At 44.6% G+C, this 26941-nt stretch carries 24 protein-coding genes; 10 read left to right on the forward strand and 14 right to left on the reverse strand.

The genetic code is table 11. The features are described 5' to 3' along the window. Positions 1-103: 103 nt before the first annotated feature. The gene (locus tag ACFOEE_RS14805; protein WP_377125847.1) at positions 104-1891 is read right to left on the reverse strand and encodes a M61 family metallopeptidase; all 1788 of its coding nucleotides are present in this window, start codon (positions 1889-1891) and stop codon (positions 104-106) included. Between the two features lie 357 nt (positions 1892-2248). Here ACFOEE_RS14805 and ACFOEE_RS14810 point away from each other — a divergent pair, with 357 nt between their 5' ends. From ACFOEE_RS14810 to ilvN, 8 genes are all read left to right on the forward strand, one after another. Continuing rightward, positions 2249-3790 (forward strand): GGDEF domain-containing protein, encoded by a 1542-nt coding sequence (locus ACFOEE_RS14810; protein ID WP_377125850.1) that lies wholly within the window; start codon positions 2249-2251, stop codon positions 3788-3790. A gap of 15 nt (positions 3791-3805) precedes the next feature. Then, positions 3806-5149: a nucleotide 5'-monophosphate nucleosidase PpnN gene (gene ppnN, locus ACFOEE_RS14815; RefSeq protein ID WP_377125853.1), complete on the forward strand. Its 1344-nt coding sequence runs from the start codon at positions 3806-3808 to the stop codon at positions 5147-5149. Then, positions 5142-5933, forward strand: a complete 792-nt coding sequence (gene xni, locus ACFOEE_RS14820) for a flap endonuclease Xni (RefSeq protein ID WP_377125856.1) — start codon at positions 5142-5144, stop codon at positions 5931-5933. The genes ppnN and xni overlap by 8 nt, the downstream gene beginning before the upstream one ends. A 90-nt stretch (positions 5934-6023) precedes the next feature. Beyond that, complete coding sequence (locus tag ACFOEE_RS14825; RefSeq protein ID WP_377125859.1) at positions 6024-6416, forward strand: DUF3192 domain-containing protein; 393 nt, start codon at positions 6024-6026, stop codon at positions 6414-6416. After that, entirely contained in the window at positions 6413-8104 is a 1692-nt protein-coding gene (locus ACFOEE_RS14830) for a hypothetical protein (RefSeq protein ID WP_377125862.1), read from the forward strand. Before ACFOEE_RS14825 ends, ACFOEE_RS14830 begins: the two co-directional genes overlap by 4 nt. 255 nt (positions 8105-8359) lie before the next feature. Further along, complete coding sequence (locus tag ACFOEE_RS14835; RefSeq protein ID WP_377125865.1) at positions 8360-9367, forward strand: isocitrate dehydrogenase; 1008 nt, start codon at positions 8360-8362, stop codon at positions 9365-9367. A 360-nt stretch (positions 9368-9727) separates the two neighbouring features. Continuing rightward, entirely contained in the window at positions 9728-11449 is a 1722-nt protein-coding gene (locus ACFOEE_RS14840) for an acetolactate synthase 3 large subunit (RefSeq protein ID WP_377125868.1), read from the forward strand. Next, a complete protein-coding gene (gene ilvN / locus ACFOEE_RS14845; RefSeq protein WP_377125871.1) occupies positions 11449-11946 on the forward strand; it encodes an acetolactate synthase small subunit in 498 nt (165 codons plus the stop codon). The genes ACFOEE_RS14840 and ilvN overlap by 1 nt, the downstream gene beginning before the upstream one ends. 48 nt (positions 11947-11994) lie before the next feature. Here ilvN and ACFOEE_RS14850 read toward each other — a convergent pair whose 3' ends face one another. From ACFOEE_RS14850 to ACFOEE_RS14910, 13 genes are all read right to left on the reverse strand, one after another. Next, a complete protein-coding gene (locus tag ACFOEE_RS14850) occupies positions 11995-12270 on the reverse strand; it encodes an HU family DNA-binding protein (protein ID WP_377125874.1) in 276 nt (91 codons plus the stop codon). Between the two features lie 224 nt (positions 12271-12494). Then, on the reverse strand, positions 12495-13766 hold the full coding sequence (locus ACFOEE_RS14855; protein WP_377125877.1) for a class I SAM-dependent methyltransferase: 1272 nt from the start codon (positions 13764-13766) through the stop codon (positions 12495-12497). A 1-nt stretch (position 13767) separates the two neighbouring features. Next, entirely contained in the window at positions 13768-14490 is a 723-nt protein-coding gene (locus tag ACFOEE_RS14860) for a DUF1365 domain-containing protein (protein WP_377125880.1), read from the reverse strand. Then, the gene (locus ACFOEE_RS14865) at positions 14483-15739 is read right to left on the reverse strand and encodes an NAD(P)/FAD-dependent oxidoreductase (RefSeq protein WP_377125883.1); all 1257 of its coding nucleotides are present in this window, start codon (positions 15737-15739) and stop codon (positions 14483-14485) included. The genes ACFOEE_RS14860 and ACFOEE_RS14865 overlap by 8 nt, the downstream gene beginning before the upstream one ends. Next, positions 15736-16434, reverse strand: a complete 699-nt coding sequence (locus tag ACFOEE_RS14870; RefSeq protein WP_377125886.1) for an SDR family NAD(P)-dependent oxidoreductase — start codon at positions 16432-16434, stop codon at positions 15736-15738. Before ACFOEE_RS14870 ends, ACFOEE_RS14865 begins: the two co-directional genes overlap by 4 nt. Then, complete coding sequence (locus ACFOEE_RS14875) at positions 16431-16856, reverse strand: nuclear transport factor 2 family protein (protein ID WP_377125889.1); 426 nt, start codon at positions 16854-16856, stop codon at positions 16431-16433. Before ACFOEE_RS14875 ends, ACFOEE_RS14870 begins: the two co-directional genes overlap by 4 nt. Next, entirely contained in the window at positions 16853-18247 is a 1395-nt protein-coding gene (phrB, locus tag ACFOEE_RS14880; RefSeq protein ID WP_377125892.1) for a deoxyribodipyrimidine photo-lyase, read from the reverse strand. Before phrB ends, ACFOEE_RS14875 begins: the two co-directional genes overlap by 4 nt. Continuing rightward, entirely contained in the window at positions 18248-19192 is a 945-nt protein-coding gene (locus ACFOEE_RS14885; protein WP_377125895.1) for a YbgA family protein, read from the reverse strand. A gap of 162 nt (positions 19193-19354) precedes the next feature. After that, on the reverse strand, positions 19355-20023 hold the full coding sequence (locus ACFOEE_RS14890; protein ID WP_377125898.1) for a ChrR family anti-sigma-E factor: 669 nt from the start codon (positions 20021-20023) through the stop codon (positions 19355-19357). Beyond that, positions 20016-20588, reverse strand: a complete 573-nt coding sequence (locus tag ACFOEE_RS14895; protein WP_377126061.1) for a sigma-70 family RNA polymerase sigma factor — start codon at positions 20586-20588, stop codon at positions 20016-20018. Before ACFOEE_RS14895 ends, ACFOEE_RS14890 begins: the two co-directional genes overlap by 8 nt. A 106-nt stretch (positions 20589-20694) precedes the next feature. Continuing rightward, a complete protein-coding gene (locus ACFOEE_RS14900; protein WP_377125901.1) occupies positions 20695-21282 on the reverse strand; it encodes an LON peptidase substrate-binding domain-containing protein in 588 nt (195 codons plus the stop codon). 63 nt (positions 21283-21345) lie between these two features. Further along, complete coding sequence (locus ACFOEE_RS14905; protein WP_377125904.1) at positions 21346-21648, reverse strand: MGMT family protein; 303 nt, start codon at positions 21646-21648, stop codon at positions 21346-21348. Further along, positions 21632-22528, reverse strand: coding sequence for a LysR family transcriptional regulator (locus tag ACFOEE_RS14910; RefSeq protein ID WP_377125907.1), 897 nt, complete (start codon positions 22526-22528; stop codon positions 21632-21634). The genes ACFOEE_RS14905 and ACFOEE_RS14910 overlap by 17 nt, the downstream gene beginning before the upstream one ends. 94 nt (positions 22529-22622) lie before the next feature. On the opposite strand from ACFOEE_RS14910, the gene ACFOEE_RS14915 reads away from it, so the two are divergent. Both ACFOEE_RS14915 and ACFOEE_RS14920 read left to right on the forward strand, forming a co-directional pair. Continuing rightward, positions 22623-23705: an efflux RND transporter periplasmic adaptor subunit gene (locus ACFOEE_RS14915; protein ID WP_377125910.1), complete on the forward strand. Its 1083-nt coding sequence runs from the start codon at positions 22623-22625 to the stop codon at positions 23703-23705. Position 23706: 1 nt separating this feature from the next. Further along, positions 23707-26760, forward strand: a complete 3054-nt coding sequence (locus ACFOEE_RS14920) for an efflux RND transporter permease subunit (protein WP_377125913.1) — start codon at positions 23707-23709, stop codon at positions 26758-26760. The last annotated feature ends 181 nt before the right edge of the window (positions 26761-26941 follow it).

The raw sequence follows: 26941 nt of genomic DNA on the forward strand, positions 1-26941 counted from the left end.
AGAAAAAACGACCTAACTATCGAAAAAATAAACCCCGCTTAAAAAAGCAGGGTTTATCATCAATCTGAGGCGACCTAAGTCGCCTTATCATTATCTATTAGCACTACTGTGCTTTGGCATTCGGGTGGGCAACGCCCATCCAAGCTTGATACAACATCGCCTGACGCTCGCTGGGCTGTTGCAGTGCTTTAACTTGTTTGTCTTTATCAAAGCCTGTAGCAAGAACCACCTTAGTGCTCATCAACGTATCGCGGCGAATAAAATCGATTACAACTTCTTGCCCTGCTTTAAAGCCTTCAAGACTGTTCGCTAGACTATCGCGCACGTGTTGCTTGTTGATTGCCACCAATTTATCGCCACTTGTGAGACCTGCTTGCCAAGCTTCACTGTCTTTAGCAACAAAGCTTAGCTCCAATAATTGCCCATTGGCTTTTGCCTCAACGTTAAGTTTTGCTACTGACTTGGCTTTATCTGGGTATACATATTCTAAGCCCACTTTATTAAGCAGGGTGTCAAAATCAAGTAACGCAGGTTCATCAACGTAAGTTTGCCACCACTGGCTGTAATCTTTGCCACTGAGTGACTTTAGAATGCCTTTTACATCCTCAGCATTAAAGCCTTTTGGCAATTTGAAATCACGATAAAGCGCTTTGTGCACATCGCGGTAACTGACTTTACCATCGCTCTCATCCAGTAACGTGATATCAAGGGCCATCGACACCAATTGTCCTTCTGAATAAATGTTGGTGGAGTAATTACGGCCATGATCACCGCCTTGGTTTATCCACTTATCAAAGCTGGTTTCAGCCACCGATTGGACCGCTCTGCCCGGCGTGTTCAAATGGCGGTTTAACGATTTGGTTAGGCCTTTGAAATATTCTTCATTGGTGCTAATACCAGCACTTAACAATAAAAAGTCTTCAAAATAGCTGGTAGAACCCTCGGAGATCCAAAGCAGATCTGAGTAGTTTGGATTGAGGTAGTCGTAGGGCACTAAGCCGTCGGGACGATAATTTTTCACATTCCAAGTATGAATAAACTCATGTGCAGCGGTGGCGATAAACGCGAGATAATCTTCACGACTCGCAAATTTATAACGTGGGCGCTGAATAATAGTCGAATTCAAATGTTCCGTAGCACCGCCCGCCCCACTGGTTGCATGCACCATAAATACGTAGCGCTCAAAAGGATAATCATGCCAAATTAGTGAACCTGTTTTCACTAATTTTTGTAGGTCTTGTAACATCAGCGCTTCGTCGTAGTTACCTTCACCCCAAATCACCAGTTCGTATTGCTTACCGTCAACGGCAAAACTATGTTGCTTATTTATTCCTGTTTCTATCGGTGAATCAATAAGTACATCATAATTGGGCGCCACAAACTGGTGCTTAGCAGTGCTTTCCATACCAGAAACCGAGCGCCAGCCTTTCGGCACATCGAGCTTAACTGTTACAGGTTCATCACGAAATTCGTCGCTAAACATAAAGAAACCAGATGCGTCAATAAAAGCATGAGAATCGTCAATGTGGCGAGCACGCAAAGCAAGCTCATTAGCATAAACTTGATAATTAACCGTAACTTGAGTCGGCTCAGTTAAGTTTACACGCCAAGTGCTTTTATCAATTTTTTGCCAAGTAAGCGCTTTACCTTGGCCGTCTTTAGCTTCAAAAAACCGCACACCGTTGGCTAAATCGAGGATTTCATAGCGACCTGTACGCCAGTCTGGAAATTTAACATCTATGCTGGCGTTGTTAATTCTTGGCAGGGTTACCGCAACGTCAGCAAGATGATGTGCAGGTTCTTTAATTTGTATGCTGTAGTTAACGTCGGCAAAAGCACTAAATTGAGCAGCTAACGCCATAAAAAGGCTGGTGTATTTTAAAGTTTTCATAATTTAAATGGCTGTCTTTTTCTTAAAGATAACAGAAAATTGTCGTTAGTCCGGAAATTTTCGGTGAAACGCTGATTTTTACGTTCATTTACGTTTGAGAAATGATGCGGGTTAACGATGTATCAGAACGTGCTGCGCGGCCATGATTTACGGCTAACTTGTAGAGATAAAAAGAAAAAGTGTTTAATAAAAAGTATATAAATTATGTTGTTCAATCAATGTATTAGGTACAATTTTAAGCAGTATCTTGCTGAATAATTTGTGATACCTCAAGTTCGCGATAAATTCTGCTACATCGCCATTTAAATTGTTGTAAACTTAAGCACAGAATGTAAAACCCAACTATGGTCGTTGTTAGTGTCTGAACCCCTATCGCAGTTAGAGAAAAAGTTAACTCAAGCAATCGCAGCCCGCATGTCGCTTGAAGATGCCAGAAAACAACAAGTTGATGTGCTCACACAATTTGCTGCTCGGCTCTCTGTTGGTTGCAAAGGACTAGATGTTTCTCTAGATAATTTGTTGGCAAAATTTCGCAGTAGCCTTGCCAAAGGTGTAGATTTTGAAACGTTATTACCGCTTATTGAGCAAATCACCGCCGCGATTAAATTGCAAGAAGTGGCAGTTGTTAATGCCGAGCGGGAATTAACCAGTAACATCATTGATGCTGGCAGGCAATTACAAAAAACCCGTGGTATGCCAGATGACGCGCGGCGTAAACTGCGCTTTTTACTCGACAGCGAAGTTGAAAGTGTTACAACAATTCGCGGTTTTATTCCAGTTATCAATAAGTTAGTAGAGATTTACCATCAAGCGCTGCAAGCCAAACTGACCCTTGCTGACGATTTAGCCGATGCCAAACAGCAACAGCCTGAAATTGCTAAGGAGTTATTAGCCCTTGCGAATGAACTGTTGTTCGACGAAGACGTTGCGGACGAAATAAAAGCGGTTAAGCATGGCTTGACGGAAACTGCGCATACAGATACTTTGCTTGATGCATCGGTTTCCATTATTCGCATTGTCGTTAAAAGTATCGCTCGCGAGCGCCAAACAGCGCAAAGTTTTCTGGTTTCGCTCAACCAGACCTTAGATGAGTTAAACCAGTCGATTGTTTCCACCAATGCCCAATCAAAGAATATTAATCAGGCACTTTGTTCACTAAACCAGCAAATAGAGAACAAAATAAAGAACTTAAACCTTGCAACTCAGTCTGCAACGTCTATTGTTGAATTAAAAGCGCTGGTTGATGAAGAGCTGCAATCGTTAAGTAAAGATCTCGTTGCACGTGAGCGTCTTGAACAAGAAGAAAAGGCCGCATTAATTGCCAGTTTCGAATATATCAATGACAGAGTAAGCCAGCTTGAATCCAAGGTTAACAGTTATAAAAAGCGTTTGACTGAGCAACGATTCCGCAGTTTGTTAGATGGCCTTACCAAACTACCCAATCGCAGTGCATTTGATGATAAGTACAATCACGAATTCCAGCAGTTCAATCTCAATAAAGCAGCTGTTACGCTTGTGGTCGTTGATGTTGACCATTTTAAGTCTATTAACGACAAATACGGTCACAGTGCCGGAGATAAAACGTTACAAGTGATTGCTCGTGCACTTAAAAAGTCGATACGCAAGACAGATTTTATTGCTCGATATGGCGGTGAAGAATTTGTCATTTTAATGCCGGGAATGCCGATTAAGGATGCCAGCGGACCACTTGAGAAGCTGCGCAAGACCATCAAGAGTATTCCGTTTAAGTTTAAGGATGAAGAGGTGGTGATCACCATTTCATTAGGGGCAACCCAATTTAAGGAGGGAGATACGCCACTGAGTGCTTTTGACAGAGCGGATGACGCTTTGTATGAAGCTAAAAACAGTGGTCGTGATCGTCTGTGCTTACGTGAATAGCTAAGGAGAATGCCTATGCATGTACAATTAAATCCAACAGGGGTGCTGAATCTACTTTCGCAATTAGAAGTAGATTTGTTACAGCAATCTTCTACCAGTGAACGTTATCGGCTATTTCGTAACTGTGCTTTGGCTGTCCTCAATGTGGGCAGCCATACTGACTCTAGCTCAGAAATTTACAATAAATATCAAGATTTTGATATCAAACTCATTGCGCGCGAGCGGGGCTTAAAAATTGAGCTCACCAACCCACCAGAAACCGCTTTTGTTGACGGACAGATTATCTTAGGTATTCACGAACATATTTTTTCGGTTATTCGCGATATTCTGTTTATTTGCCAAAAGTACGAACGTGAACTGACCGAAGCCAAAGAAATAACCCACATGGTGTTTGATATGCTGCGTAACGCCAACGCGCTACGAGTAAACTCAGACCCAAATATGGTGGTGTGCTGGGGTGGTCATTCTATTAACGAAATCGAATACAAATACACTAAACAAGTTGGTTACGAATTAGGTTTGCGTGGTTTAAACATTTGTACTGGTTGTGGTCCTGGCGCAATGAAAGGACCAATGAAAGGCGCAACCATAGGTCATGCTAAGCAACGTATTACCAATAACCGTTATTTAGGCCTTACTGAGCCGAGTATTATTGCAGCCGAGCCACCCAACCCTATCGTCAATGAATTGGTGATTTTACCTGACATTGAAAAACGACTAGAAGCTTTTGTGCGCACTGCCCATGCCATTATCATTTTCCCTGGTGGTGCAGGCACGGCTGAAGAGCTACTTTATCTTCTTGGGATTTTGTTACACCCAGAAAATGCTAAACAAGTGCTACCTGTCATTCTCACCGGCCCGAAAGAATCGCGTGCCTATTTTGACGAACTCGCTGCATTTGTTGAGAAAATCTTAGGTAAAGAAGCGCTTGATAAGTTTGAGATTATTGTCGATGACCCAAAGCGCGTTGCGCAAACATTAAAACAAGCGATGCCAAAAGTACGCGAATACCGTAAGCAGCAAGGCGATGCCTATTACTTCAACTGGACACTGCATGTTGATCATGATTTTCAGATGCCATTTGCACCCACACATGAAAATATGGCGGGGTTGGATCTACATCTAAATCAACCAAAACAAGCTTTAGCGGCAAACCTCAGACGGGCATTTTCAGGCATAGTTGCAGGTAATGTTAAAGATGAAGGGATCACTGCCATTAAACAATTCGGCGCGTATCAACTCAGTGGCGACTCAGATTTAATGCAGGAAATGGACAAGCTGCTACAAGCATTTGTTGCCCAAGGGCGGATGAAGTTACCAGGTAGCACCTATATCCCATGTTATAAGATCAATGCTTGAACACTCTCCCACCTTTAATGTACTTATCATAGATGCGCTGAATTTAATTCGGCGCATCTATGCCGTTGAAGAGAAACAACATTCACAAGCTGATGCGCTGATAGTCGCTTGTCGTGCTAGAATCAGCAATGCAGTAAAACGCTTGATGAAACTGCATGCATTTAGCCATGCGGTTGCGGTATTTGATGGCCGAGCTAGTTGGCGTTATGAATATTACCCGCTTTATAAAGCCACTCGCGCGCCAATGCCAGAATTACTACAACACAGGTTACACGAAGTAGCTGAAGGGTTTACGCAAGCGGGTGTATTCTGTTATCACCCCGAACAAGATGAGGCTGATGATATTATCGCCACCTTTGCGAGCAAAATTGTTGCCGCCAAAGGACATGCAGTGATTGTGTCTACAGACAAAGGCTTTTTACCGCTTATTTCAGCTGATTGCCAAATATATGATTATTTTCAGCAAAAATGGTTGGACGTTGATTTTGTGGTCGGTAAATTTCAAGTGGAACTTGCTCAACTACATGATTACTGGGCGCTTGTCGGTGACAAAAGCAATGATATCCCCGGCGTCAAAGGTATAGGAAAACAGACTGCAATTCAATTACTTAAAGACTATCCTGATGTACAAAGTGCGCTTAACAGTGCGACTTTAGCGCCAAATACACTGCAAAAGCTGCTGGCAGATTTAGATAGTTTTGTCCTAAGTAAAGTACTCGTTAGCCTACGTCAGGATATCTCGCTCGGTTTAAAACTAAGGGAAATACGCATAAATCCACATTAAAGCACATTCCACAATAGCTTAGTCGCAGATTTATGTGCACAATAAAGGTTAGTGATAATATATCCGTCCGGCTGTCATGCGAAACGTGCAATGATTAAAAAAGTTCTACAATACATAATTTTAGGTCTAGCTGTTTATGCAGCTATGGTTATGTTGGTCGTCAACTTTTACAAAGACGACCCCAGTGCGATGATCTGGCAAGACCGCGAAGCATTCAATAAGCGCTTTATTGAGAAACTCTCTGTCGACAGCGACGTTGAACTTGAAGAAGTGCTAGAGACGTTAGGTAGTCCAGATCTAACCTATGTTAAAAAGTCAGACGACGATGTGCTGCAAATTGTGTTTTATCGCACTCAACTGGTTAAACCTGATGGCATTACCACTCAAGACGAATGCACGGGGCTGCTGTTTGAAAACGGTAAATTGGTGATCTGGGGGCCAAGTGCCATTGTTGCGTATGAAAAAGGTAAAGGCTCATTATGAAGGCATTGGGCCAAGCCAATGCTTTACAAAAACTGATTGAACGTACCCATCAGTTGCTCCAGCTATATTACCACAAACAAAAGTGGCCTCATATTATTCCACTTATCAGTCAGCTTAGTGAAGCTTATTGGAAGCTGTATCAAAATGCACCTCACAGCTTACAAGCCCAACTCCAGCTCTATATTAAAAGCCACGGATACACCACTAACCTTGTCGTAAATCAACAAGTGTTGATCCTTGTCATTTGTACTCAACAAGGCTTTGGTCAGCAAATCATTGAAGAGTTGCTCGCAGCTGGTTTGGCAAATTATTTATGCGTAACAAATGAAAACAATGCGCTAGCACGTGGTGAAAAGCTTAACCCGCAGGCGCAAAAACAGTGGCAGTTCCGCCATCATTTAGCGATTAAGTTACTCTCGACCACGCACCAGCCGAGCATTAACCTAAAACATATTTTGGCACGTCTGCAAAAATATACACTCGCATTGGAACAGCAAGTACCGCTAAATCTTTACGACCAAAAAACCTTAATTGTTGCCCTAGCAGAGCTAATTGCGCGAAAAATTACGCCGTCAAGCGCCGCTGGCTGTTCTTTGCAGCAAGCTTTAGCGCAGACGTATCTTGAGAGTAAGCAAAGCAAAGCACAGACGCTAATTCGCAGTATAGTGTCGGTGCTCTCTTTCCCATTTCCCGGTCAGTTAACCAAATATAAGCAGTACCATGCCTTTTGTCTCCATCATCAAGATGGACAAACTCGGCTGTGTGTATTTAACGACAAAAAGCAATTTCAGTTAGTTACCACCAATACGCCTCTGCAATTTAAGAGTTTACCTGTCACTTTAGCCGACCCTATTCTTTGCTATGGTATTTGGTTTGCAGATAAAACCGAGCCGCAAGTAGAGTCAGACAATGCAGATACACAGCTTACTCAACTGCAGCAAGCCATTTTGGCATTAGGCCAGCATGAATTTGTGCGATATCAGCACATTGAAAAAACTTTAGACGATCATCCGCAGATCATTTCTCGTTTGCAAATTGCCGCCAGTCAATACAATAAGCAACAGCAAAAGGCGGCGAATCTGCGCCATAGTCTCACTATGGTTGGGTTAGATAACGCTGCTTTGTTGTGCCAACGAGTGTTACTTGAAAGCGCGCTTGAACATTTTAGTCACCCTTTAATGGCGGAGCTACAAGCGCGATATAGTAGTACGCTAAAGGTCATTACAGTTTATGCCAAAGCGCACACTCAGCATCACTTTGAGCAGCTAGCGTCGCCTTTTACCGCGTTTTTACTGTTTATTTTATCGCACTATAATGCGCAGCTACGCTGGCAAATACCGTTAACCGATGGTCAGCACAGCGAGCTGCCGGTGAGTTACGGTTTAATTTACGGTATCCAAAGTTATGACAAGCAGACCTTAACTAAACTCTTCCACTCTTGGTTTACGAAAAGTGCGAACCATAATGCGTTTTTGGTCTCGGAGTTAGATAATAAAAGTGCAGTGAAAGGTCTAGCGGCAAGCTTAGTGTTTATCAAATTAGCGACCTATAAATTACTGATGCCAGAAGCTGAGCTATCTGCATGGCAAACAGCACTAATTCAGCAACAACTAAAAGAACTCATGCTGCCAAGTTTTGAGCATTTTCAAGAACAAGTGCTAGCCCTTGGCCCTTACAATCCAATTTAAACGCATTATACCGTCACACACATTACCCAGTTATCGCCATATTCTGACGAACATTTACGCAATAGATAGCAAGAATTACTAATATAAATGCTATTTATGGCGTTTAACCATGCCAAACTGGAATAAGCGCGAAGAAATTGCTATAAAACGCGCTTAATTTTTCAAGCGAACCCCCGCCCTGCATAGGTCATGCTAAACTGGAACGATACTTTCACGCAAAGTGACCTCGGGCACATTATTGATAAAGGAAAAACTATGGCTAAGCAAACCATTACGGTTATCAAAGGCGACGGCATCGGCCCAAGCATCATTGATTCAGCTATCGAAATTTTAAATGCAGCCGGCTGCGAATTCGACTATGAGTATGTTGACGCAGGTCTTGCAGCGCTAGAAAAAACCGGTGAATTACTACCACAAGCGACGCTTGAAGCAATTGATCGCAATAAGATCACCCTAAAAGGCCCGCTTACAACGCCGGTTGGCGAAGGTTTTACTTCTATCAACGTAACGCTACGTAAGCAATTCAATCTGTATGCTAACGTCCGCCCAGTTAAGTCTTTTGAAGGTACCAAAGCGCGTTACAGTGACATCGACATCATCACGGTACGTGAAAACACCCAAGGTATGTATTCAGGTCTTGGCCAAATCGTTTCACCAGACGGACAAGAAGCAGAAGCAAAATCACGTATCACTCGTGATGGCGCCGAAAAAATTGTGACTTTTGCTTACGAACTAGCTCGTCGCGAAGGCCGCAAAAAAGTAACGACAGTTCACAAAGCCAATATTCTTAAATCAACTTCAGGGTTATTTTTAAAAGTAGCGCGTGAAGTTGCTGCTCGTTACCCAGATATTGAATCTGCAGAAATGATTGTTGATGCTGCGTGTATGAAGTTGGTGATGACACCAGATGAGTTCGACGTTATCGTCACAACTAACCTTTTTGGTGATATTTTATCTGATCTATGTGCAGGTCTTGTTGGTGGTTTAGGTATGGCACCAGGTGCAAACATTGGCGAAGGCGCAGCGATTTTCGAAGCAGTACACGGTAGTGCACCAGACATCGCAGGTAAAAACCTTGCTAACCCAACTTCGGTTATCTTAGCCTCAATCCAAATGTTGGATTACCTAGGTATGCAAGACAAAGCTGAAAAGATCCGCGCTGCAGTTGCTGATGTGATTAAATCTGGCGACAGAACAACGCGTGACCTTGGCGGTACGCACGGCACAACTGATTTCACTCAAGCCGTTATTGAACGTCTATAATTCAGTTGAATGTTAGAAAAGCCAGCGATTATTCGCTGGCTTTTCTATTAAAGCATAAATAATCCAATTAAACCTAACCCCCATTTAAAATTCACAACAACCACTCAAAAAACCATAACTATTAAAAAGTTTATGCAACTTGATAAATTTATGGTTGACATCAAGAGCTAAAAACAATACAAATAAGTTATTACATCAACAGAAGAATTTGTCGCCAAAATGCAAAATGTATTCGCTATCGTCAACGTCCTAGTACTGGTCTTAGTCTTAAGTCCAGCGGGGTCGTATTAGGTAGCATTTGGCTAAACAACCCCGCAAATTTGCGGGGTTTTTTTTTATATAACCAACTGAGGAATGAGGATGAACGAGCAATTTAACGGCTCTCAATTGGTAGTTAAGGCGCTACAGGCATTGCAGGTACGCTATATTTTTGGCTACCCAGGTGGATCTGTGTTGGATCTTTATGATGCGCTATTTCAGCAAGATGGAATTGAGCATATTCTCGTGCGCCATGAACAAGCAGCAACCCACATGGCGGACGGTTATTCGCGTGCGACTGGCGAAGTTGGTGTGGTACTTGCCACCTCAGGCCCAGGCGCCACTAACTGTATCACAGGTATTGCTACAGCCTATATGGACTCCATTCCTATGGTGGTGTTATCAGGTCAGGTGCCGTCAAACCTTATCGGCGACGATGCCTTTCAAGAAACCGATATCGTAGGTTGCTCACGCCCTATCGTTAAGCATAGTTTTAATTGCCGCAGTGCTGAAGAGATCCCTGCTATCCTTGCCAAAGCCTTTTACATTGCAAAAACAGGTCGCCCAGGTCCTGTTGTGGTTGAATTACCTAAAGACATCCTCAACCCTGAGCACAAATTTGATTACAAAATGCCAACGCAAATCGATATGCGTACCTACAACCCAAGCGTGAAAGGCCACCCAAAACAAATCAAAAAGGCGGTGAGCGCAATTCTCGGTGCCAAACGCCTAGTGGTGTATTCCGGTGGTGGTGTTGTGCTTTCCAATACCTCGGCGCAATTGACACAATTAGTTGAGTCACTCAATGCCCCTTGCACCAATACATTAATGGGTTTAGGTGGCCTAAGTGGCACTCATCCAAATTTTCTTGGTATGTTGGGTATGCATGGCACGCTTGAAGCGAACAAAGCCATGGCTAATGCCGATGTCATTTTGGCGCTTGGCGCACGTTTTGATGACCGAGTAACCAATAACGTTAAAAAATTCTGCCCTAACGCAACTATTGTTCATGTTGACGTAGACCCAACCTCTATCTCCAAAACAGTAAAAGCGCATATTCCGGTAGTGGGCTGCTTAGCTACCGTTTTAACCCAATTGCAAGACGCTATTGATGCTTCAAGCGATCGTATTGACCGTAGTGCACAGGAAGATTGGTGGCATCAAATCACCAAATGGCGTGAGCAGCAGTGTCTGTCTTTTACCCCTGAGGGTGATAAAATCAAACCTCAAGAAGTGATCCGTAAGGTTTATGAACTTACCAATGGCGATGCTTACGTTTGTTCAGACGTAGGTCAACACCAAATGTTTGCAGCCCAGCATTATCCATTTAAGCGCCCACGCCAATGGATCAACTCAGGTGGCCTTGGCACCATGGGCTTTGGTTTACCAGCCGCAATGGGGGTCAAAATTGCCTTCCCACAAGCTGAAGTGCTATGTGTAACCGGTGATGGCTCCATCCAAATGAACATTCAAGAGCTATCAACCTGCTTACAGTACGGTTTAAATGTGAAAATAGTGTCTCTCAATAATCGTTCACTTGGCATGGTAAGACAATGGCAAGACATGATGTACGGTGGCCGCCACTCGAGTTCTTATATGGAGTCGTTACCTGATTTTGTGGCGCTTGCAGAGGCTTACGGCCATGTTGGGATCCGAGTTAACCATCGCCATGAGCTAGACGAAGCGCTCGCAAAAGCATTCGCGATTAAAGATAGATTGGTATTCCTTGATATCCGTGTTGACGAACATGAGCACGTATATCCAATGCAAATTAAGTTTGGTGGCGTTGACGAGATGTGGATCAGAAAAGGAGAGCAAGCATAATGAAACGTATTTTAGCCATATTGCTTGAGAACGAGCCGGGTGCATTGTCACGTATAACTGGACTATTTTCACAACGGGCGTACAACATAGATAGTTTAACTGTAGGTACGACCGACGACCAAACCCTGTCTCGCATCACCATTACCACACATGGTGACGACAGGGTCGTTGAGCAGATCACCAAACAAGTTAATAAATTGGTCGATGTACTTAAAGTGCTCGACTTAACTGAAATGCCACATATTGAGCGTGAGTTGCTGCTGGTCAAAGTCTATGCACGAGAAGAAACCTGCAGAGCTGCGGTAACACGAATTTGCGACGTGTTTCAAGCCAGTATCATAGATATGGGCAAGCAGAGTTACACGTTGCAAATGGTATCCGGTAAAGAAAAGATCGAATCCTTCTTGGATATGTTAAGGCATGAAACCGACTTAATAGAAGTGGTGCGCTCTGGCACAGTAGGGATTGGGCGCGGCGACAAAGCGCTAAGAACCTAAAACAAATAAGGAGGGCAATGCCCTCCTTATTCTTTATATGGTCAGCGCTTATGGATTTACGCTGTCTTTTAAACCTTTCCCAGGTTTGAAAGAAGGAATGTTCGCCGCTGCGATTTGGATTTCCGCACCAGTTTGTGGATTACGGCCTGTACGAGCAGCACGCTCTTTTACAGTGAAAGTACCAAAACCAACCAGCGCAACAGAGTTACCATCTTTTAGCGACTTAGTTACAGCACCAGTGAACGCGTCTAATGCACGAGCAGCTGCTGCTTTAGAAATTTCTGCGTCCGCCGCCATTTTTTCAACTAGTTGAGCTTTATTCATCGTTTTATTCCTATTCTTTATATTTTTTGCCTTAGCAGAACCTATACTTATGCATTTTCTCGGCGTTGGCAACTACAAAATGCGCACAATCATAGAATATCGTCAATTTTTGTATTTTGCGTCATAAAATTAGGTAATTGAATGACTACAAATGCCACTTTTAACGATATCTTCATCACTGTTCAAACTCAGACTGAGATGGCACTAAACGCCTATAAACTTACTTAACCTATCGTGTAATTACGCACAACTTCACAGCTTTTAGCGAAGTAAGCCGGTTTTCTCGCAACCAAATGCACTGTACTGGTTGCCCTTTGGCGAAATGCACCTTCACAATAACACAAATAAAATTCCCATAACCGGAAGAATTGTTGGTCGAACTGCATCTGGCTGATTTCGGGCCAAGCTGCATAAAAACGCTGACGCCAATGCGCTAGCGTTTGCGCATAATGCAGCCCAATATCGTGGAGCTCATGCATTACGCAGTCTGTCATTGTTGCAAGCTGAGTAGTTATCTCATTGATAGATGGCAGGCAACCGCCAGGGAAAATATACTGCTGAATAAAGTCAGACTTGCGTAAATAGTGCTGATAACGCTGATCAGCAATGGTGATTGCTTGCAGCAACATCGCGCCATTGGCTTTTAACAGCGCGTTACATTTGGCAAAAAAAGTAGGTAAGTAAGCATGGCCAACCGCTTCTATCATTTCAATCGACACGAGCTTGTCGTAGGTGCCAGTTAAATCACGATAATCTTGCTTGAGCAAAGTGATTTTGTCATTGAGGCCCAAGTCCGCTATCTTTGCCGAAACATAGGCATGTTGCTGCTCAGAAATCGTGGTGGTGGTTACGTGCACGCCATAATGCTGCGCCGCGTATATCGCTAGCGCCCCCCAGCCAGTACCAATCTCAACCAAAGTTTGACCGGGCTGTAAATCTAGACGTTCACAAATCAGTTTCATTTTATGCTGCTGAGCTTGTTCAAGGCTAGTTTCATTACTTTCAAATACAGCACTCGAATAGAGCATTTCTTCACTTAGAAACTTTTCGTACAGCGCATTACCAAGATCATAATGCGCAAGAATATTTTGTTTAGCCCGTGTCTTGCCATTACGCCGTTGCCAATGTTTAAAGCTGTGTGCAATGCCGCTGAACCAAGCATATTTACGTTCAACAGCATCAAGGACCGCTTGATTCACCACAAACAACTCTATAAGCCTAGTTAAATCATCGACTTGCCAACGCCCAGCGATGTAAGACTCGCCTGCCCCGACACTGCCGCCAAGCGCGAAATCGCGATACATAGCCATGTCATTCACGGTTAAGGTGACATCAAATGCGCCTCGCTCACCAAGCACGACCACATTGTTACCTTCCACTAAGGTAATAGCGCCCTGTTTTAGGTTTGCAAAGGCACCGTGCACTAACTTACGATAAAGTGCGGTAAGGCCAAAACTATGCGATACAGACTGTGAAGATTGAGTTACTTTTTCCATCTTATCTTTCCGGATGTGCGACAAATGGCACTTTTCGTAGCCACAACTTTAAGGCTTGCCAATAAATACCGCTGACAATGCGCCACGTCATAGCAGGAAACTGACGAAGCAGAGCTGTGACAGATGCCTTACTTAAAGTTGTACGTTTAAGTCTCAAGGTAGCATGAAAAACCTTTTCATCCCCTCGTTGGTTTGTGATTTGCACTAGGAGCTTGTCATCACTCACTTTAACTTGCCAGTGATAGTCCATGTTCAAATCCATAAAAGGTGATACGTGGAAGGCTTTCTTTAGGTTCACTTTTTTATCTAGCGGCACCAGATAAAGATGATTTTCCCGCCATGGCGTGTTCGACACCTCAGCGAGTAAGTCAGTGAACTCACCTTGGGCATTTTGATAAAAGTAAAAGTTAACCGGACTAAAATATAGTCCAAAACAGCGCCCTTGGCACAAACTAAACACCTTGCTGACACTCTTCGCACCACCTGCTGCTTGATATGCACTCAGCGCACGAGACTTTAAATCCCCCTCATAGTCCTTGAGATAATCTGCAGCAACAAACCGCAACAGATGGCGGCGTTTATCGCCCAAACAAGGGTGAATATCATTAATTTCGGTTAGCTCATCTAAGTCCAGCCACATCATGTAAAGCGGGTAGCGAAACTTGTGGTCGGTATGTTCAAATCTATGGTGATAGACATCACCAATTGCAAGTTGGCTATTCAAACTCAACTCCAAGTAACGCAGCAACATCCACTGCACTGCGCACACCGTCCTCATGGAAACCGTTATACCAATATGCACCACAAAAGAAGCTGCGCTCAACACCATTGATTTCACTACGGCGACGCTGCGCTTGCATAGACTGACGATTAAACACAGGGTGATGATAGGTAAAACGGCGCAATATTTTACTACTATCAAGCCGCTCTGTACCGTTTAAAGTTACACAAAAAGTGGTATGACTATCAAGTCCTTGTAGAATATTCATATTATACGTGACAGTGGCCGGCTTAGCTTTGTCGCCGTCTAAACGATAGTTCCAACTTGCCCACGCCGCTTTGCGCTTTGGTAAAATACTGCTGTCTGTGTGCAGTACCACTTCGTTTGGCGTGTAAGGGATGGCGCCCAGTACCGCTTGCTCATTAACTGAAGGCTCGGCGAGCAAAGCGAGCGCTTGATCTGAATGGCAAGCAAACACAACATAATCAAAGACCAGTCTCCGGCCATCAGCCATGACCAAAGTCACGTCTTCGGCAGTGCGCTCAACTGAGTTGATTTTGCAGTTTAGCTCAGCACTATCGGCCAGTTTGTCTAATAGTGGCGCAATATATTGTTTTGATCCACCGGGAATGACATACCACTGCGGGCGTCCGGTGATATCGAGTAAACCATGATGATAGAAAAAGCGTACGAAAAACGGTAATTCAAATTCCTTCATGCCCTGCAAGCTGGTTGACCAAATTGCGGCACCCATTGGCAAAATATAATGCTGTTGGAAAAACTCGTTAAAATGATAAGCTTCTAATAACTCACCTAAGGTATGAAAGCCCTGATAGTGTTCTGTTTGATACAAGCTTTTGCACAAGCGATTGAAGCGGGTAATGTCATACAACAAACGCCAAAATCTAGGCCGTAAGATATTGCGGCGCTGCGCAAACAAAGTACTTAAACTATGCCCGTTGTATTCAAAGCCGGTATTAACGTGATGGACGCTGAAACTCATCTCAGTCGCTTGTCGACCTACACCTATCGCCGCCAAGAGTTTTTCAAACAACGGATAAGTGCGGTCATTAAAGACAATAAAACCGGTATCAATTTGATAGGCTTTGCCTTCGATATTAACCTCAACCGTGGCCGTGTGACCACCAAGATAATCATTTTGTTCAAAGAGTTGCACTTGGTATTGGCGCGATAGCAAATGCGCACAAGTCATACCCGCAATCCCTGAACCGATAATCGCGATTTTTTTCATTTCGACATTCCTTGCGCCCAACGTCGCCACAACGAGAAAGGTAAAAGTTTAAGTAAATACATAGAGAAAATAAGTCGCTTTGGAAAGGCAATATGGCGCTTTCGCTTGCTGATCCCTGTTGCGATTCGCTGTGCCGCAGCATCAGCAGACATTAAAAACGGCATTTCAAAATGGTTTTTAGCGGTCAACGGAGTATCGACAAAACCCGGCGACACCAAAGAAACCTCAATATCGGGCAAAGTCAGCGCTAAAGTTTTAGTCAGATAACTCAACGCCGCTTTTGACGAACCATAGGCTTCGGCACGAGGCAACGGCAAAATTGCAGCACTGGAGCTCACTATCACCAATTGCGCTCCTTTAACCATTTTGGGTAAAAATGCTCCAAGGCAATACCCCACCGAGAGTAAATTTGTGGCTATTACGCGCTCGAATAAAGCGCTGTCAAAATGGGTTGCATCATCAATATATTCGCAGCTACCTGCGTTTAAAATCACGATGTCGATATCGTTTATCTGCTCAGCCGCTGCTTTAACTTGCTGCTCATCTGTGACGTCAAATTGCAGCGGGGTAATATTGCCACTAGCGTTCACCACATTGCGCCGGCTACAGGCAATCACTTGATGATGCTGAGCGTAATGCGTACAAAGTGCAGCACCGATACCTGAACTTGCCCCCGTAATTAAGACCTTTTTCATTGTGCCACCCGCGCTTTGAGTTTGCGCACCACACAACCGAGTAGTGGAAGGTGCTCGTAAAGCATACTACCCACATCAAAATAGTCACGGTGGTAACATACCTTGTCGCCAGCAAAGTAAAGCTGCGAATGGCCTTCGACCACAATTGGCTGACCACGGCGTAAGCGTTTATGACTAAACCGCATTTGCCAATATATGAAAGCTTTATCGCCCGCGTCAGTGCTATCATTCAAGGTAAATTGTACTGATTGGGTGTTTTCATACATAGCGCTGAAGTACTCATGCAGAGCATTGAGCCCTACTATGCGATGTAGCGGATCACGAAATTCAATGCTATCGCTATATATTTGTGCGAGTGTGGCTAAATTCTCACGATTCAATTGATTATAAAGCGTTACAAATCGCTCAACCCGTTCGCTCATATTGCACCTTTAAATGCCGCAAGCGCCCTTTCACGGGCCGCTTTATGCTCAACCAACGGCTGCGGGTAATCAATATCAGGTCGAAGCGCTAAGTAAGCTTCAGGCCAATGAATGTATTTGTCTGGTACCGCAGCCAGTTCTGGAACATATTTACGAATAAATTCCCCTTTGGGATCAAACTTTTCGCTTTGCGTGACCGGATTGAAAATACGAAAATAGGGCTGCGCGTCACATCCTGTGCTGGCAGCCCATTGCCAACCACCATTGTTACTGGCCAAATCACCATCGAGTAAATGCTGCATAAAAAACTGCTCGCCTTTACGCCAGTCTATTAATAAATGTTTAGTTAAAAAGCTCGCCACCACCATTCGTAAACGGTTGTGCATCCATCCAGTTTGCAATAGCTGACGCATGGCGGCATCGACCAACGGGTAACCTGTTTTGCCATTGCACCAAGCTTGGAACTGCGCTGCGTCATCTCGCCACGCCACATGATTATATTGGCTGTTAAAATTATGGTGTTTGCACAGTTTTGGAAATTCCACCAGCAAATGGCGGTAAAATTCGCGCCAGATCAGCTCATTGAGCCAGCTAAAGGCTGGATGACTTGGGCGCTCTAGAATATCTGGCACGCGCAGCTGCGTTTCGGCCAGCAGCTGCTTCACCGACACTATGCCCAAAGCTAGATATGGACTGAGGCCTGAAGTGCCTTTTATGGCAGGAAAATCGCGCTGTTCGCCATAGTGGACGAGTTTTTCATCCATAAAGCGCCCAACAATCTGCACTAGAGCGCTGTCGTCCACCGGCCACTTAGCAGAGCTACCATCACTTGCTAAACAGGCTGGCGGCGCCCAACTCCGTGGTTGCTCGCTCAATGGCCACTTTGGCAAGTGAGCTTGATAGCCGCTAAAATGAGCAAGCCACGCCTTTTTAAACGGGGTAAAAACTCTGAACATTTCCCCTTGTTTAGTGCGAATACTGCCTGGTGGTGCTATCACATCCCCATCAAATAATTGTATGGTTACTTGTGCCAGCGCCAACTGCGCAGTTAAGGTCTCGTCACGCTCTCGCTCGTTGACTTCATATTCTCGGTTGGCGAATACGGCACTGATATTATGTTGCTGGCAAAATGCCAGCAAAGCTTGCTGTTGGTCATTAAAATCAGGTGCCTCAATGACATGCAAATGAACACCAAAGCGCGCTAGTTGCTCACCTAACCAAGTAACGCGGCGCAGTGCAAAATCAACTTGAATAGCAGCTGCATCGTGCTGCTGCCACTGCTTTTTACTGACAAAGAATAGTGCATCGCGCGCACCTTGCGCTACGGCCGCAATGAGCGCCTCGTTGCCATAGATACGTAGATCACGGCGAAACCAGAACAGTGTGGTCATCTAAATCCCAAATCTTAGTCTTAATTCTGCTGGGTAAGGTGCGAAGTAAGCCTGCTGCTGAAGGTAAGCTACCGAAAATTTGCGCACGTGGTGCTGCACCAAAGTCAGTGGCACGTAGAGTGGTACTAAGCCTTTGCGGTACTGTTCGATTGCCTCGGACATTTCTTGCTTCTCTTCACGGCTAAGCAGCTTTTTAAAGTAGCCTTGCAAATGCATAAGTGTATTGGCTTGCCCTTTGCGCGAGGCCGGTTTAGACAAAGCTTGCATTAAACCATGGATATAGTCGCTGGCAACTTGCTCTAAATCATCCCCCTTAGCCTCGCCCAATAACTTTCCTAGCTCACGATAGGCCTGATAGCGATGACTCATCAGCAGATACTTATATTTGCTGTGGAATTGCGTCAAAGCATGAAGGCTAAGCGGTTGTTGTCGAAGCGTTTGCCACGCATGATAAACATACACACGCAGGATAAAGTTCTCACGTAGGTAGGGGTCGTTTAAGCGGCCATTTTCTTCAATCGGCAATAACGGATTATGCTTCATCAGTTGTGCAGTAAAAACGCCAACGCCTTCGGAGCTATTACCCGTCCCAGCCTCGTTGTACACCTTAACCCTTTCCATACCGCAACTGGGGCTTTTGGCACACACCACAAACCCGCTGAGTTGATGAGCTTGTTCAGTTGCCACCTTTTCACCGTAGGCAGCAAGCGCAGGCCCAACATCGCCACTGCCATCCGGCCGTGCAACTTTAATGATGTCGCCAACCCTGATTTGACGAATCGTCGGCCTTGGAATACTCAACCCCACGGCCACCTCAGGGCAATATGGCACATACTCAACATGCGCCGCCAATTCATCCATACAAAACTGATTACGTTTATGACCGCTGTCAAATCTAACTTTTTGGCCTGCCAAGCAAGCGCTGATACCAATTTTTATGCTCATAAATACCTGTACAAACACAAAGTTGATTAAGAAACCTAAAATTCGGATAACGAATTACTCGCTGGCCGCTAGTGTTAGCGCAAACTGCACTGGCTAGACCAAGAGGACAGAAAGAGAACTTAAAACTCAATCAGTTACCCTAGCCGACATCCGAATCTCAAGCTAATAAATTAAATCACCGATTGGATTAAGTAATTTACTTAACCCTTTATTGAAGTGAAGCGCACTATTCACCACTGTCAAACACAAACAGCCATTTTCGGTGCGAGGCGTATGGTGATGCTCCCCATCAAGAAGAATAAAATCTCCTGCAACGTAATGGCCAAATTCATCACTAAACTCGCCATCCAACAGTAGCGTGAGTTCTTGGCCTGTATGAGTATGATTGGGGATCTCTCCCCCAGGGGCAATGTGCAGCAAACTGGTGCGCCAGTTGTCATCCTCAAGCGTAAAGCGTGCGCGAGCAATTTTACCAAGCTGCATAAACTCGCTACGTGGTAAATGGGCTAACACTTTAGGCAAATGAACTTGACGGTTTTGGTAGTGCAAGGATGTTGCTGGCACTAACACAACCTCGTCTCTGCTTTCATCACTGGTGATGGTGTCCAACACATCGCCAAACTCGTCTTCCCAAGCATCAAAGCTTGTATTTACGCTGTTTGCCTCGGCTCCCAGTTCAAATTCAGCATGCATTTGTTCAAACTGCTTTACTGTACTTTGACAACATGGACAAAGCTCCACGTGTGCCGCTACTGCAACCGCTAAACTGGCATGTAGCTCGCCTCTAGCAAATTGGCCTAAAATTATAAGTGAGGGATGATGTTTAATCATGATCAGCCTCCAAAGCCTGACGCAGTTTTTCCAGCGCTAGACGCAAGCGGGATTTCACTGTACCTAAAGGTAGATTTAAATGTTCGGCCAACTGCTCTTGGGTGAGATCTTGAAAGTAAACGCCCCACAACACTTCTCGCTGGGCAGCCGGTAGCCGTTCGATAAAACGTTTCACGCGGTTATCTTGTAGATGATCGTTTGCATCAAAATGCGCAGCATGCTCTTGCTCAATAATCGGCCATAGCTCGTCGCTAAGGTGTTCTTCTTTATGCGTTTTCATCTTCCGTAAGGTGTCAAAGGAGGCGTTTCGCATCACAGTGTAGACCCAAGTAGTTGCGGCACCTTTATCGCGTTGGTACAAGTGCGCCTTACGCCAAACAGAAGTCATGGTGTCTTGCACCAACTCGAGTGCTAGCGCTTCGCTACCAAATTGCTTTAAGCCAAAGCGTTTGATTTTTGGCGCAAAGTGACGAAACAAAGTCGCAAAAGCACGCTTGTCACGATGCCGTGCAACTGCATCTAACGCGTCAGACAATTCTGGACTTGCGGTTTGCGAAAAGGTCATTGAAGGTTTGTCCTGCAATATGTCTAAACTGACGACCTGCTCAGCGTGCATGATATGCTCCACAACGTTAATTTAAGAAGCAATACGGGCTAAGAACCCAAACAGATCAACCTGATTTAAACAAAGTATGCAGGAAATCGACTACTTGTTCAAAATAAGGTAATGACAATAAAGCGGATTTTTGATTTGCGCTAAGTGGCACTAATTCTAACCAGCGCGAAATTAGCCAGCGACTATCATTAAACTGTGGCTGTGGGTAGAGGTTGGCAAGCTCAGGATTGGCCGCAAACACTTGCTGCAATGCCAAGCTAAGCTGTTCAAGCTGAGCTGCTGTTGAGTCATTGTCATGCGCTTGCGAAGTTTCGGGCCACAGAGCGTCGTTAGCACGCTTTATTCGACCATGGCGCACGTTCTCGCTATCAACCCACACTTCTTCGATTTGCACCCAATGCTCGCAATATACATCTATCAGGAGCTGCCCAGCCTTGTCTTGGTTAAAGTCGATAATCTTAACGTACCCAGCAAACTCAGGAACTTGATGCGCACGCTCCTCAGCATATTGGCACAGCACAAAACCAAGCTGATTCTTCATCACCTGCTTAACCATAGATAAGTAACGAGGCTCGAAGATCCGCAGCCGTGTTACACCACCGGGCAGAACTAACAAGGGTAACGGAAAAACAGCAGATATCATAACCTTAACAAAACCAATAACGTGTGCTCATGGTTTAGTTTACGTTACAAGCGGTAATGACGATCAACCCAAAAACTGGTTTATCTTCACTCGCCCATTTACCAGCAGCACCCCTTCACTGTGTAAAGCCTGTAATTGCCGTTGATAATCAACACTGTCTGCGGGAAAAGAGATCTTACGTTGACTATTAACCACTCGATACCAAGGAATTTCACTTCCACTTGGTAGATGCTTAAGTAAATAACCAACTGCTCTGGCATGTTTTGGTGCTCCAGCCAGTTTGGCAATATGCCCATAGCTCGCCACATGCCCTTCTGGTATGGCGCAGATCACGCTATACACCGCAGTTTTAAATTCGTTGTTCATAGGCTTCACTTAGTGCTTTAAAACCCTGCCACAGCGCCCGAGCAACGGGTCCATGATGTTTTGAGGTTTGTCGAAAGACATGGATTTTGGCATGAAACTCATCTTGTTTGTCACGCACACGCACTTGTTGCAAAACGCCATTTGCCAGCTCTTGTTGGCAATGTGTCAAGCTTCCCAGTGCCCAACCAACCCCGGCTAACATAAATGTTCGCAACATATCAATGTCATCCATTTTCATCAAGCTTGCACCTTTTGCATAAGCTAAGCGCTCGCTGTCAAAACTAAAATCACTTTCTAGCATGGCCAAGCAGGGATAATCAGAAAGCTCCTCATAACTCACTTCCTTTGGCATCATGCTCGGTTTGGACAATATGCCAAAGCTAATATCACCGATTGGCAAAGATTCAAAATCCCCAGTGGCATGAAATAAATCAAACCACGGGCCAATGCCTAAATCGGCGCTGCCCGAATTAACCTGCTCAAGGGCCGCAAAGCGTTTGCCATTACTGAGCGAAAATTCCGTGTTTGGAAAACGGCGAAATGTATCTGCAAGCACAGCTTGATATTCAGGGGCATTAAAAATCGGTTGATAGCATATCTTAATTTTTGGCTCGTTACCTTGTGCCAATTCTTTTGCCAGTAATTTTAAGTGGCTATGATTTTGCAATAACAAGCTCGCTTCACGCTGAAAGTGGCGTCCCTTTTCTGTTAAACACAGTCTATACTGAGTTCTGTCAAGGAGTTGAAATCCAAGTTCAGCCTCAAGCTTTTTCAGCGATTGGCTCAACGCAGGCTGGGTCTTATGCAGTTTATTGGCCGCCTCGGTCAAACTGGCAGATGTGGCAATCACATCGAGCATTTCTAAATGCGCTAACTTCATAAATTTTAATAATGATGTTTCTAACTTTTAATAATTTTTATTTTATATCGGTTTTGCGTATCCTTGCGCAACTAAATTCGACATGGAGCAACCAATGACAACAAAACACTGGATTTTCTTGCCAATATTCACTTTTTTAGTGGCCTGCCAAGACAATCATGCAGAACAAACCGCCGCCCCTGTTGTCCGTCCCGTTAAGTTGTTTACCGTTGACGGCCAAAGTAGCGAAAATGTGCGACATTTTCCTGCCGAAGTAGTCGCAAACCAAGGCTCCTATCTGGCGTTTCGCTTAAGTGGAGAATTACTCGAGTTTCCTGTGTTAGCAGGCCAACATGTGGATAAAGGCCAATTGCTTGCCAAACTCGACCCAAAAGATTTCCAGCTGCAGTTTGAAGAGCGCCAAGCACGTTTTGAGCTTGCACAATCACAACTCACGCGTATAAAAACCCTCAATGAGCGCGGTATTGCCAGTCAATCAGAATTAGATCAAGCCATTGCCAATAAAGAAGTGGCAGAATCGGCGCTGAAAATTGCCAAAACGAATCTTGAAAACACTGAGCTGCGCGCGCCATTTAGCGGCACAGTTGCCAAAGTTTTTGTCAAAAACTTTGAAAACGTGCAAGCCAAGCAAAATATCTTACGCCTCGAAACCCGCGATCTCATGGATGTGGTGATCCAAGTACCAGAAAAACTTGTTGCCCGTGTCGATAAAGATACAGATTACCAACCCACTGTGATGTTTGACGGTTTTCCTGATAAGTCGTACTCACTCACAGTGAAAGAGTGGGACACTCAAGCCGACCCTATCACTCTAACTTATAAAGTGGTGTTTTCACTGCCAGTGCCAGAAGATTTCAACTTATTAGCGGGCATGACTGGCCATGTCTACATTGACTTAAACAAAATCACCGCAGGCACCAATCGTGGCCATATCGTACCAATTGAATCGGTTTTTTCCGAACCTAATCAAGCACTTAAAGATAATTCCTTCGTTTGGCTTTACGACCAGAATAACCATACAGTACATAAACAAGCGGTTCAGGTAGGTTCACTACACCATCATGGTATTGCCGTAATTGCGGGCCTTGAAGAGGGGCAACAAATCGTTGCGGCTGGGGTACATCATCTTGAAGAAGGCGTTACCGTAAGACCATGGCAGAAAGAGCGAGGGCTGTAACATGAGCCTAGCAAAGTGGTCGATAGAAAATAAAGTGATCAGCTGGATGCTATCGCTGCTGCTATTAATTGGCGGCACGGTTGCCTACTTTGGCTTAGGCCAACTTGAAGATCCTGAATTTACATTAAAAAAAGCCATGATAGTAACGCTCTATCCTGGCGCTTCACCGCAACAGGTGGAAGAGGAAGTCACCTTCCCTATCGAAAATGCGATTCAGCAGTTACCGTATGTGGACTATGTCACGTCTATTTCTAGTCCGGGTAAGTCGCAAATTTCGGTAGAAATGAAAAGCAACTATCGTAAAAAAGACCTCCAGCAAATTTGGGATGAACTGCGCCGCAAAGTCAATGACTTAGCACCACGCCTTCCGCCTGGCGTTAAGCCAAGTAAAATCATTGATGATTTTGCTGACGTTTATGGTGTGCTATACGCAGTCACCGGCGATGGCTATTCTTATGATGAACTAAAAGACTACGTTGATTTTCTAAAGCGCGAGCTCGTGTTAGTTAACGGTGTTAGCAAAGTTACGGTCGCTGGCGAGCAGCAAGCCGAAGTGGTCGTTGAGATCTCAACGCAAAAATTAGCACAGCTTGGTATTTCTCCTAATACCATTTTCCAAATCCTCCAACAGCAGAATAGCGTTTCTAACGCTGGCAGTGTATTGGTTGGCAATGAATATATTCGCTTGCACCCTACAGGAGAATTTCAAGAAGTCAGTGAGCTGAAAAATTTACTTATCTCTAAGCCCGGCGCTAAAGAGCTTATATACCTAGGCGATGTCGCCACAGTAACCCGCGACTATGCTGAAGTACCAAGCCATATTACACGTTACGACCAAAAGCGTGCGCTGCTGGTAGGTGTATCATTCGCATCTGGCGTAAACGTAGTTGATGTAGGTGAGCGCATTAAAAATCATCTTGTTAACCTAGAATTTCAACGTCCACACGGCATGGAAATTAGCACAGTTTACAACCAACCGAACGAAGTACAAAAATCGGTTGATGGCTTTATTGTCAGCCTACTTGAAGCGGTTGCCATTGTTATTGTGGTGCTACTGATCTTTATGGGGGTAAAAAGCGGCATCTTGATTGGTGGTATTTTACTACTCACGGTGCTTGGTACTTTTATCTTTATGAAGTTGTTTCATATTGATTTGCAGCGTATTTCTCTCGGCGCGCTGATCATTGCGCTTGGCATGCTGGTTGATAATGCCATTGTCGTCACCGAAGGGATCTTAATCAATCTCAAACGCGGCATGAGCAAACTCGAAGCTTCTGTAAATATCGTAGCGCAAACTAAATGGCCGTTGCTCGGGGCGACTGTGATTGCTATCACAGCTTTTGCGCCAATCGGCTTAAGTTCTGATGCCAGTGGTGAGTTTGCGGGCAGCCTGTTTTGGGTGCTGATGATAAGTCTATTGCTAAGCTGGGTCACGGCAATTACCTTAACCCCGTTTTTTGCCAGCCTTATGTTTAAGGAAAGTAAACCAGAAGCAGGCCAAGAAGTTGACCCATACCAAGGTCTACTCTTTAACGGTTACAAAGCCTTACTGCGCTTTTCGATGCGTCATGGTTGGCTGACCATGCTACTGATGGTAGTGTTACTAGTAGCATCAGTAATTGGCTTTAAGTCGGTCAAGCAGTCGTTTTTCCCATCGTCTAACACCCCGATGTTTTATGTTGATTATTGGCATTACCAAGGCGCTGACATTCGTGATACTGCAAAGCATATTGCCGAGCTTGAAAACTTCTTGCTTGAAGACCCTCTGGTTGAAGAAGTTACCTCGACAATCGGCCAAGGCGCGCCACGTTTTATGCTGACTTATTCGCCGGAAAAACAATATTCAGCGTATGGGCAACTGATCATTCGGGTGGTCGACCGTGACGCCGTAGCAACTATGATTGCCAAAGTCAGAGAGTATGAGCAAACACATGTGTTTAGCGCCAAGCTGAAGATCAAACGCATGGAGATTGGCCCCTCTACCGATGCTAAAATCGAAGCGCGTTTCTCAGGCCCTGATCCTGTCGTACTACGTCAGTTGGCATCACAAGCCAAAGCAATTTTGGAGCAAGACCCAAAAGCCCATAATATTCAGGATAACTGGCGCCAACGTACCAAAGTGATCCGCCCGCAGTTTAATGAGCAAAAAGCCCGTCGTTTGGGGATCTCAAAATCCGATCTCGACAATCTGCTACTTACCAGCATGTCGGGCAAAACGGTGGGATTATATCGCGATGGTACTCAGCTATTACCTATTATCGCGCGCTCACCGGAAGAAGAGCGGATGAATGTGGAAAATCTCCCAGATCTACAAATTTTCAGCCCAGTCTACGGGGTATTTGTACCTGTAACTCAAGTTGTTGATGACTTTGTAGTTGAATGGGAAGACCCAATCATTATGCGTCGCGACCGTAAGCGCACCATTACAGTAATGGCCGACCATGACGTGATTGGCGACGAAACACCAGCTAAATTGTTTGCGCGCGTACGTGCCGACATTGAAGCAATTCCGTTACCGCACGGCTATGAAATGCAGTGGGGTGGTGAGTTTGAATCATCAAGCAAAGCGCAAAAAGCCATTTTTGGTTCATTGCCACTTGGCTATTTGGCGATGTTTATGATCACCGTCTTGTTGTTTAACTCTGTAAAACAACCTTTGGTTATTTGGGCCACTGTACCTTTGGCAATTATCGGTGTATCTACAGGCTTACTTGCTATGAATGCGCCATTTAGCTTTATGGCACTACTTGGCTTACTGAGCCTTTCAGGCATGCTTATCAAAAACGGCATTGTGTTAATGGATCAGATTAATCTTGAGCTATCTTCAGGTAAAGATCCTTACCAAGCGGTGTTTGATTCTGGGGTAAGCCGCGTCCGCCCTGTTGCAATGGCCGCTATCACCACCATTCTTGGTATGATCCCGCTGCTCTTTGATGTGTTCTTCCAATCTATGGCCGTGACGATTATGTTTGGTTTAGGCTTTGCCACCATTCTCACTTTGGTTGTTGTACCTGTACTCTATGCCTTAGTGTTTAAGATTAAACCTCGGCAATAAGCGCTTTTAACCATAAGCCAGTTATAACAAAGCTCCAACTAGGGGCTTTGTTATAAACTGCGTTTTAATTGGGAAGATTATCAATAGACCTCTGTATAGCCTCCACACCATAATGACTTGCACTTATGCTGCGCCTGAAACTAACTGGTTTTATACCTAGCTCATTGACAATGAGATAAGG

The sequence above is a fragment of the Pseudoalteromonas fenneropenaei genome, assembly GCF_042643375.1.
GTDB lineage: Bacteria > Pseudomonadota > Gammaproteobacteria > Enterobacterales > Alteromonadaceae > Pseudoalteromonas > Pseudoalteromonas fenneropenaei.

Coding starts and splice junctions, on each gene's coding strand:
- ACFOEE_RS14805 (WP_377125847.1), bottom strand. CDS start 1,891: ATGAAAACTTTAAAATACACCAGCCTTTTTATGGCGTTAGCTGCTCAA.
- ppnN (WP_377125853.1), top strand. CDS start 3,806: ATGCATGTACAATTAAATCCAACAGGGGTGCTGAATCTACTTTCGCAA.
- xni (WP_377125856.1), top strand. CDS start 5,142: ATGCTTGAACACTCTCCCACCTTTAATGTACTTATCATAGATGCGCTG.
- ACFOEE_RS14825 (WP_377125859.1), top strand. CDS start 6,024: ATGATTAAAAAAGTTCTACAATACATAATTTTAGGTCTAGCTGTTTAT.
- ACFOEE_RS14830 (WP_377125862.1), top strand. CDS start 6,413: ATGAAGGCATTGGGCCAAGCCAATGCTTTACAAAAACTGATTGAACGT.
- ACFOEE_RS14835 (WP_377125865.1), top strand. CDS start 8,360: ATGGCTAAGCAAACCATTACGGTTATCAAAGGCGACGGCATCGGCCCA.
- ACFOEE_RS14840 (WP_377125868.1), top strand. CDS start 9,728: ATGAACGAGCAATTTAACGGCTCTCAATTGGTAGTTAAGGCGCTACAG.
- ilvN (WP_377125871.1), top strand. CDS start 11,449: ATGAAACGTATTTTAGCCATATTGCTTGAGAACGAGCCGGGTGCATTG.
- ACFOEE_RS14850 (WP_377125874.1), bottom strand. CDS start 12,270: ATGAATAAAGCTCAACTAGTTGAAAAAATGGCGGCGGACGCAGAAATT.
- ACFOEE_RS14855 (WP_377125877.1), bottom strand. CDS start 13,766: ATGGAAAAAGTAACTCAATCTTCACAGTCTGTATCGCATAGTTTTGGC.
- ACFOEE_RS14865 (WP_377125883.1), bottom strand. CDS start 15,739: ATGAAAAAAATCGCGATTATCGGTTCAGGGATTGCGGGTATGACTTGT.
- ACFOEE_RS14870 (WP_377125886.1), bottom strand. CDS start 16,434: ATGAAAAAGGTCTTAATTACGGGGGCAAGTTCAGGTATCGGTGCTGCA.
- ACFOEE_RS14875 (WP_377125889.1), bottom strand. CDS start 16,856: ATGAGCGAACGGGTTGAGCGATTTGTAACGCTTTATAATCAATTGAAT.
- phrB (WP_377125892.1), bottom strand. CDS start 18,247: ATGACCACACTGTTCTGGTTTCGCCGTGATCTACGTATCTATGGCAAC.
- ACFOEE_RS14885 (WP_377125895.1), bottom strand. CDS start 19,192: ATGAGCATAAAAATTGGTATCAGCGCTTGCTTGGCAGGCCAAAAAGTT.
- ACFOEE_RS14890 (WP_377125898.1), bottom strand. CDS start 20,023: ATGATTAAACATCATCCCTCACTTATAATTTTAGGCCAATTTGCTAGA.
- ACFOEE_RS14895 (WP_377126061.1), bottom strand. CDS start 20,588: ATGACCTTTTCGCAAACCGCAAGTCCAGAATTGTCTGACGCGTTAGAT.
- ACFOEE_RS14900 (WP_377125901.1), bottom strand. CDS start 21,282: ATGATATCTGCTGTTTTTCCGTTACCCTTGTTAGTTCTGCCCGGTGGT.
- ACFOEE_RS14905 (WP_377125904.1), bottom strand. CDS start 21,648: ATGAACAACGAATTTAAAACTGCGGTGTATAGCGTGATCTGCGCCATA.
- ACFOEE_RS14910 (WP_377125907.1), bottom strand. CDS start 22,528: ATGAAGTTAGCGCATTTAGAAATGCTCGATGTGATTGCCACATCTGCC.
- ACFOEE_RS14915 (WP_377125910.1), top strand. CDS start 22,623: ATGACAACAAAACACTGGATTTTCTTGCCAATATTCACTTTTTTAGTG.
- ACFOEE_RS14920 (WP_377125913.1), top strand. CDS start 23,707: ATGAGCCTAGCAAAGTGGTCGATAGAAAATAAAGTGATCAGCTGGATG.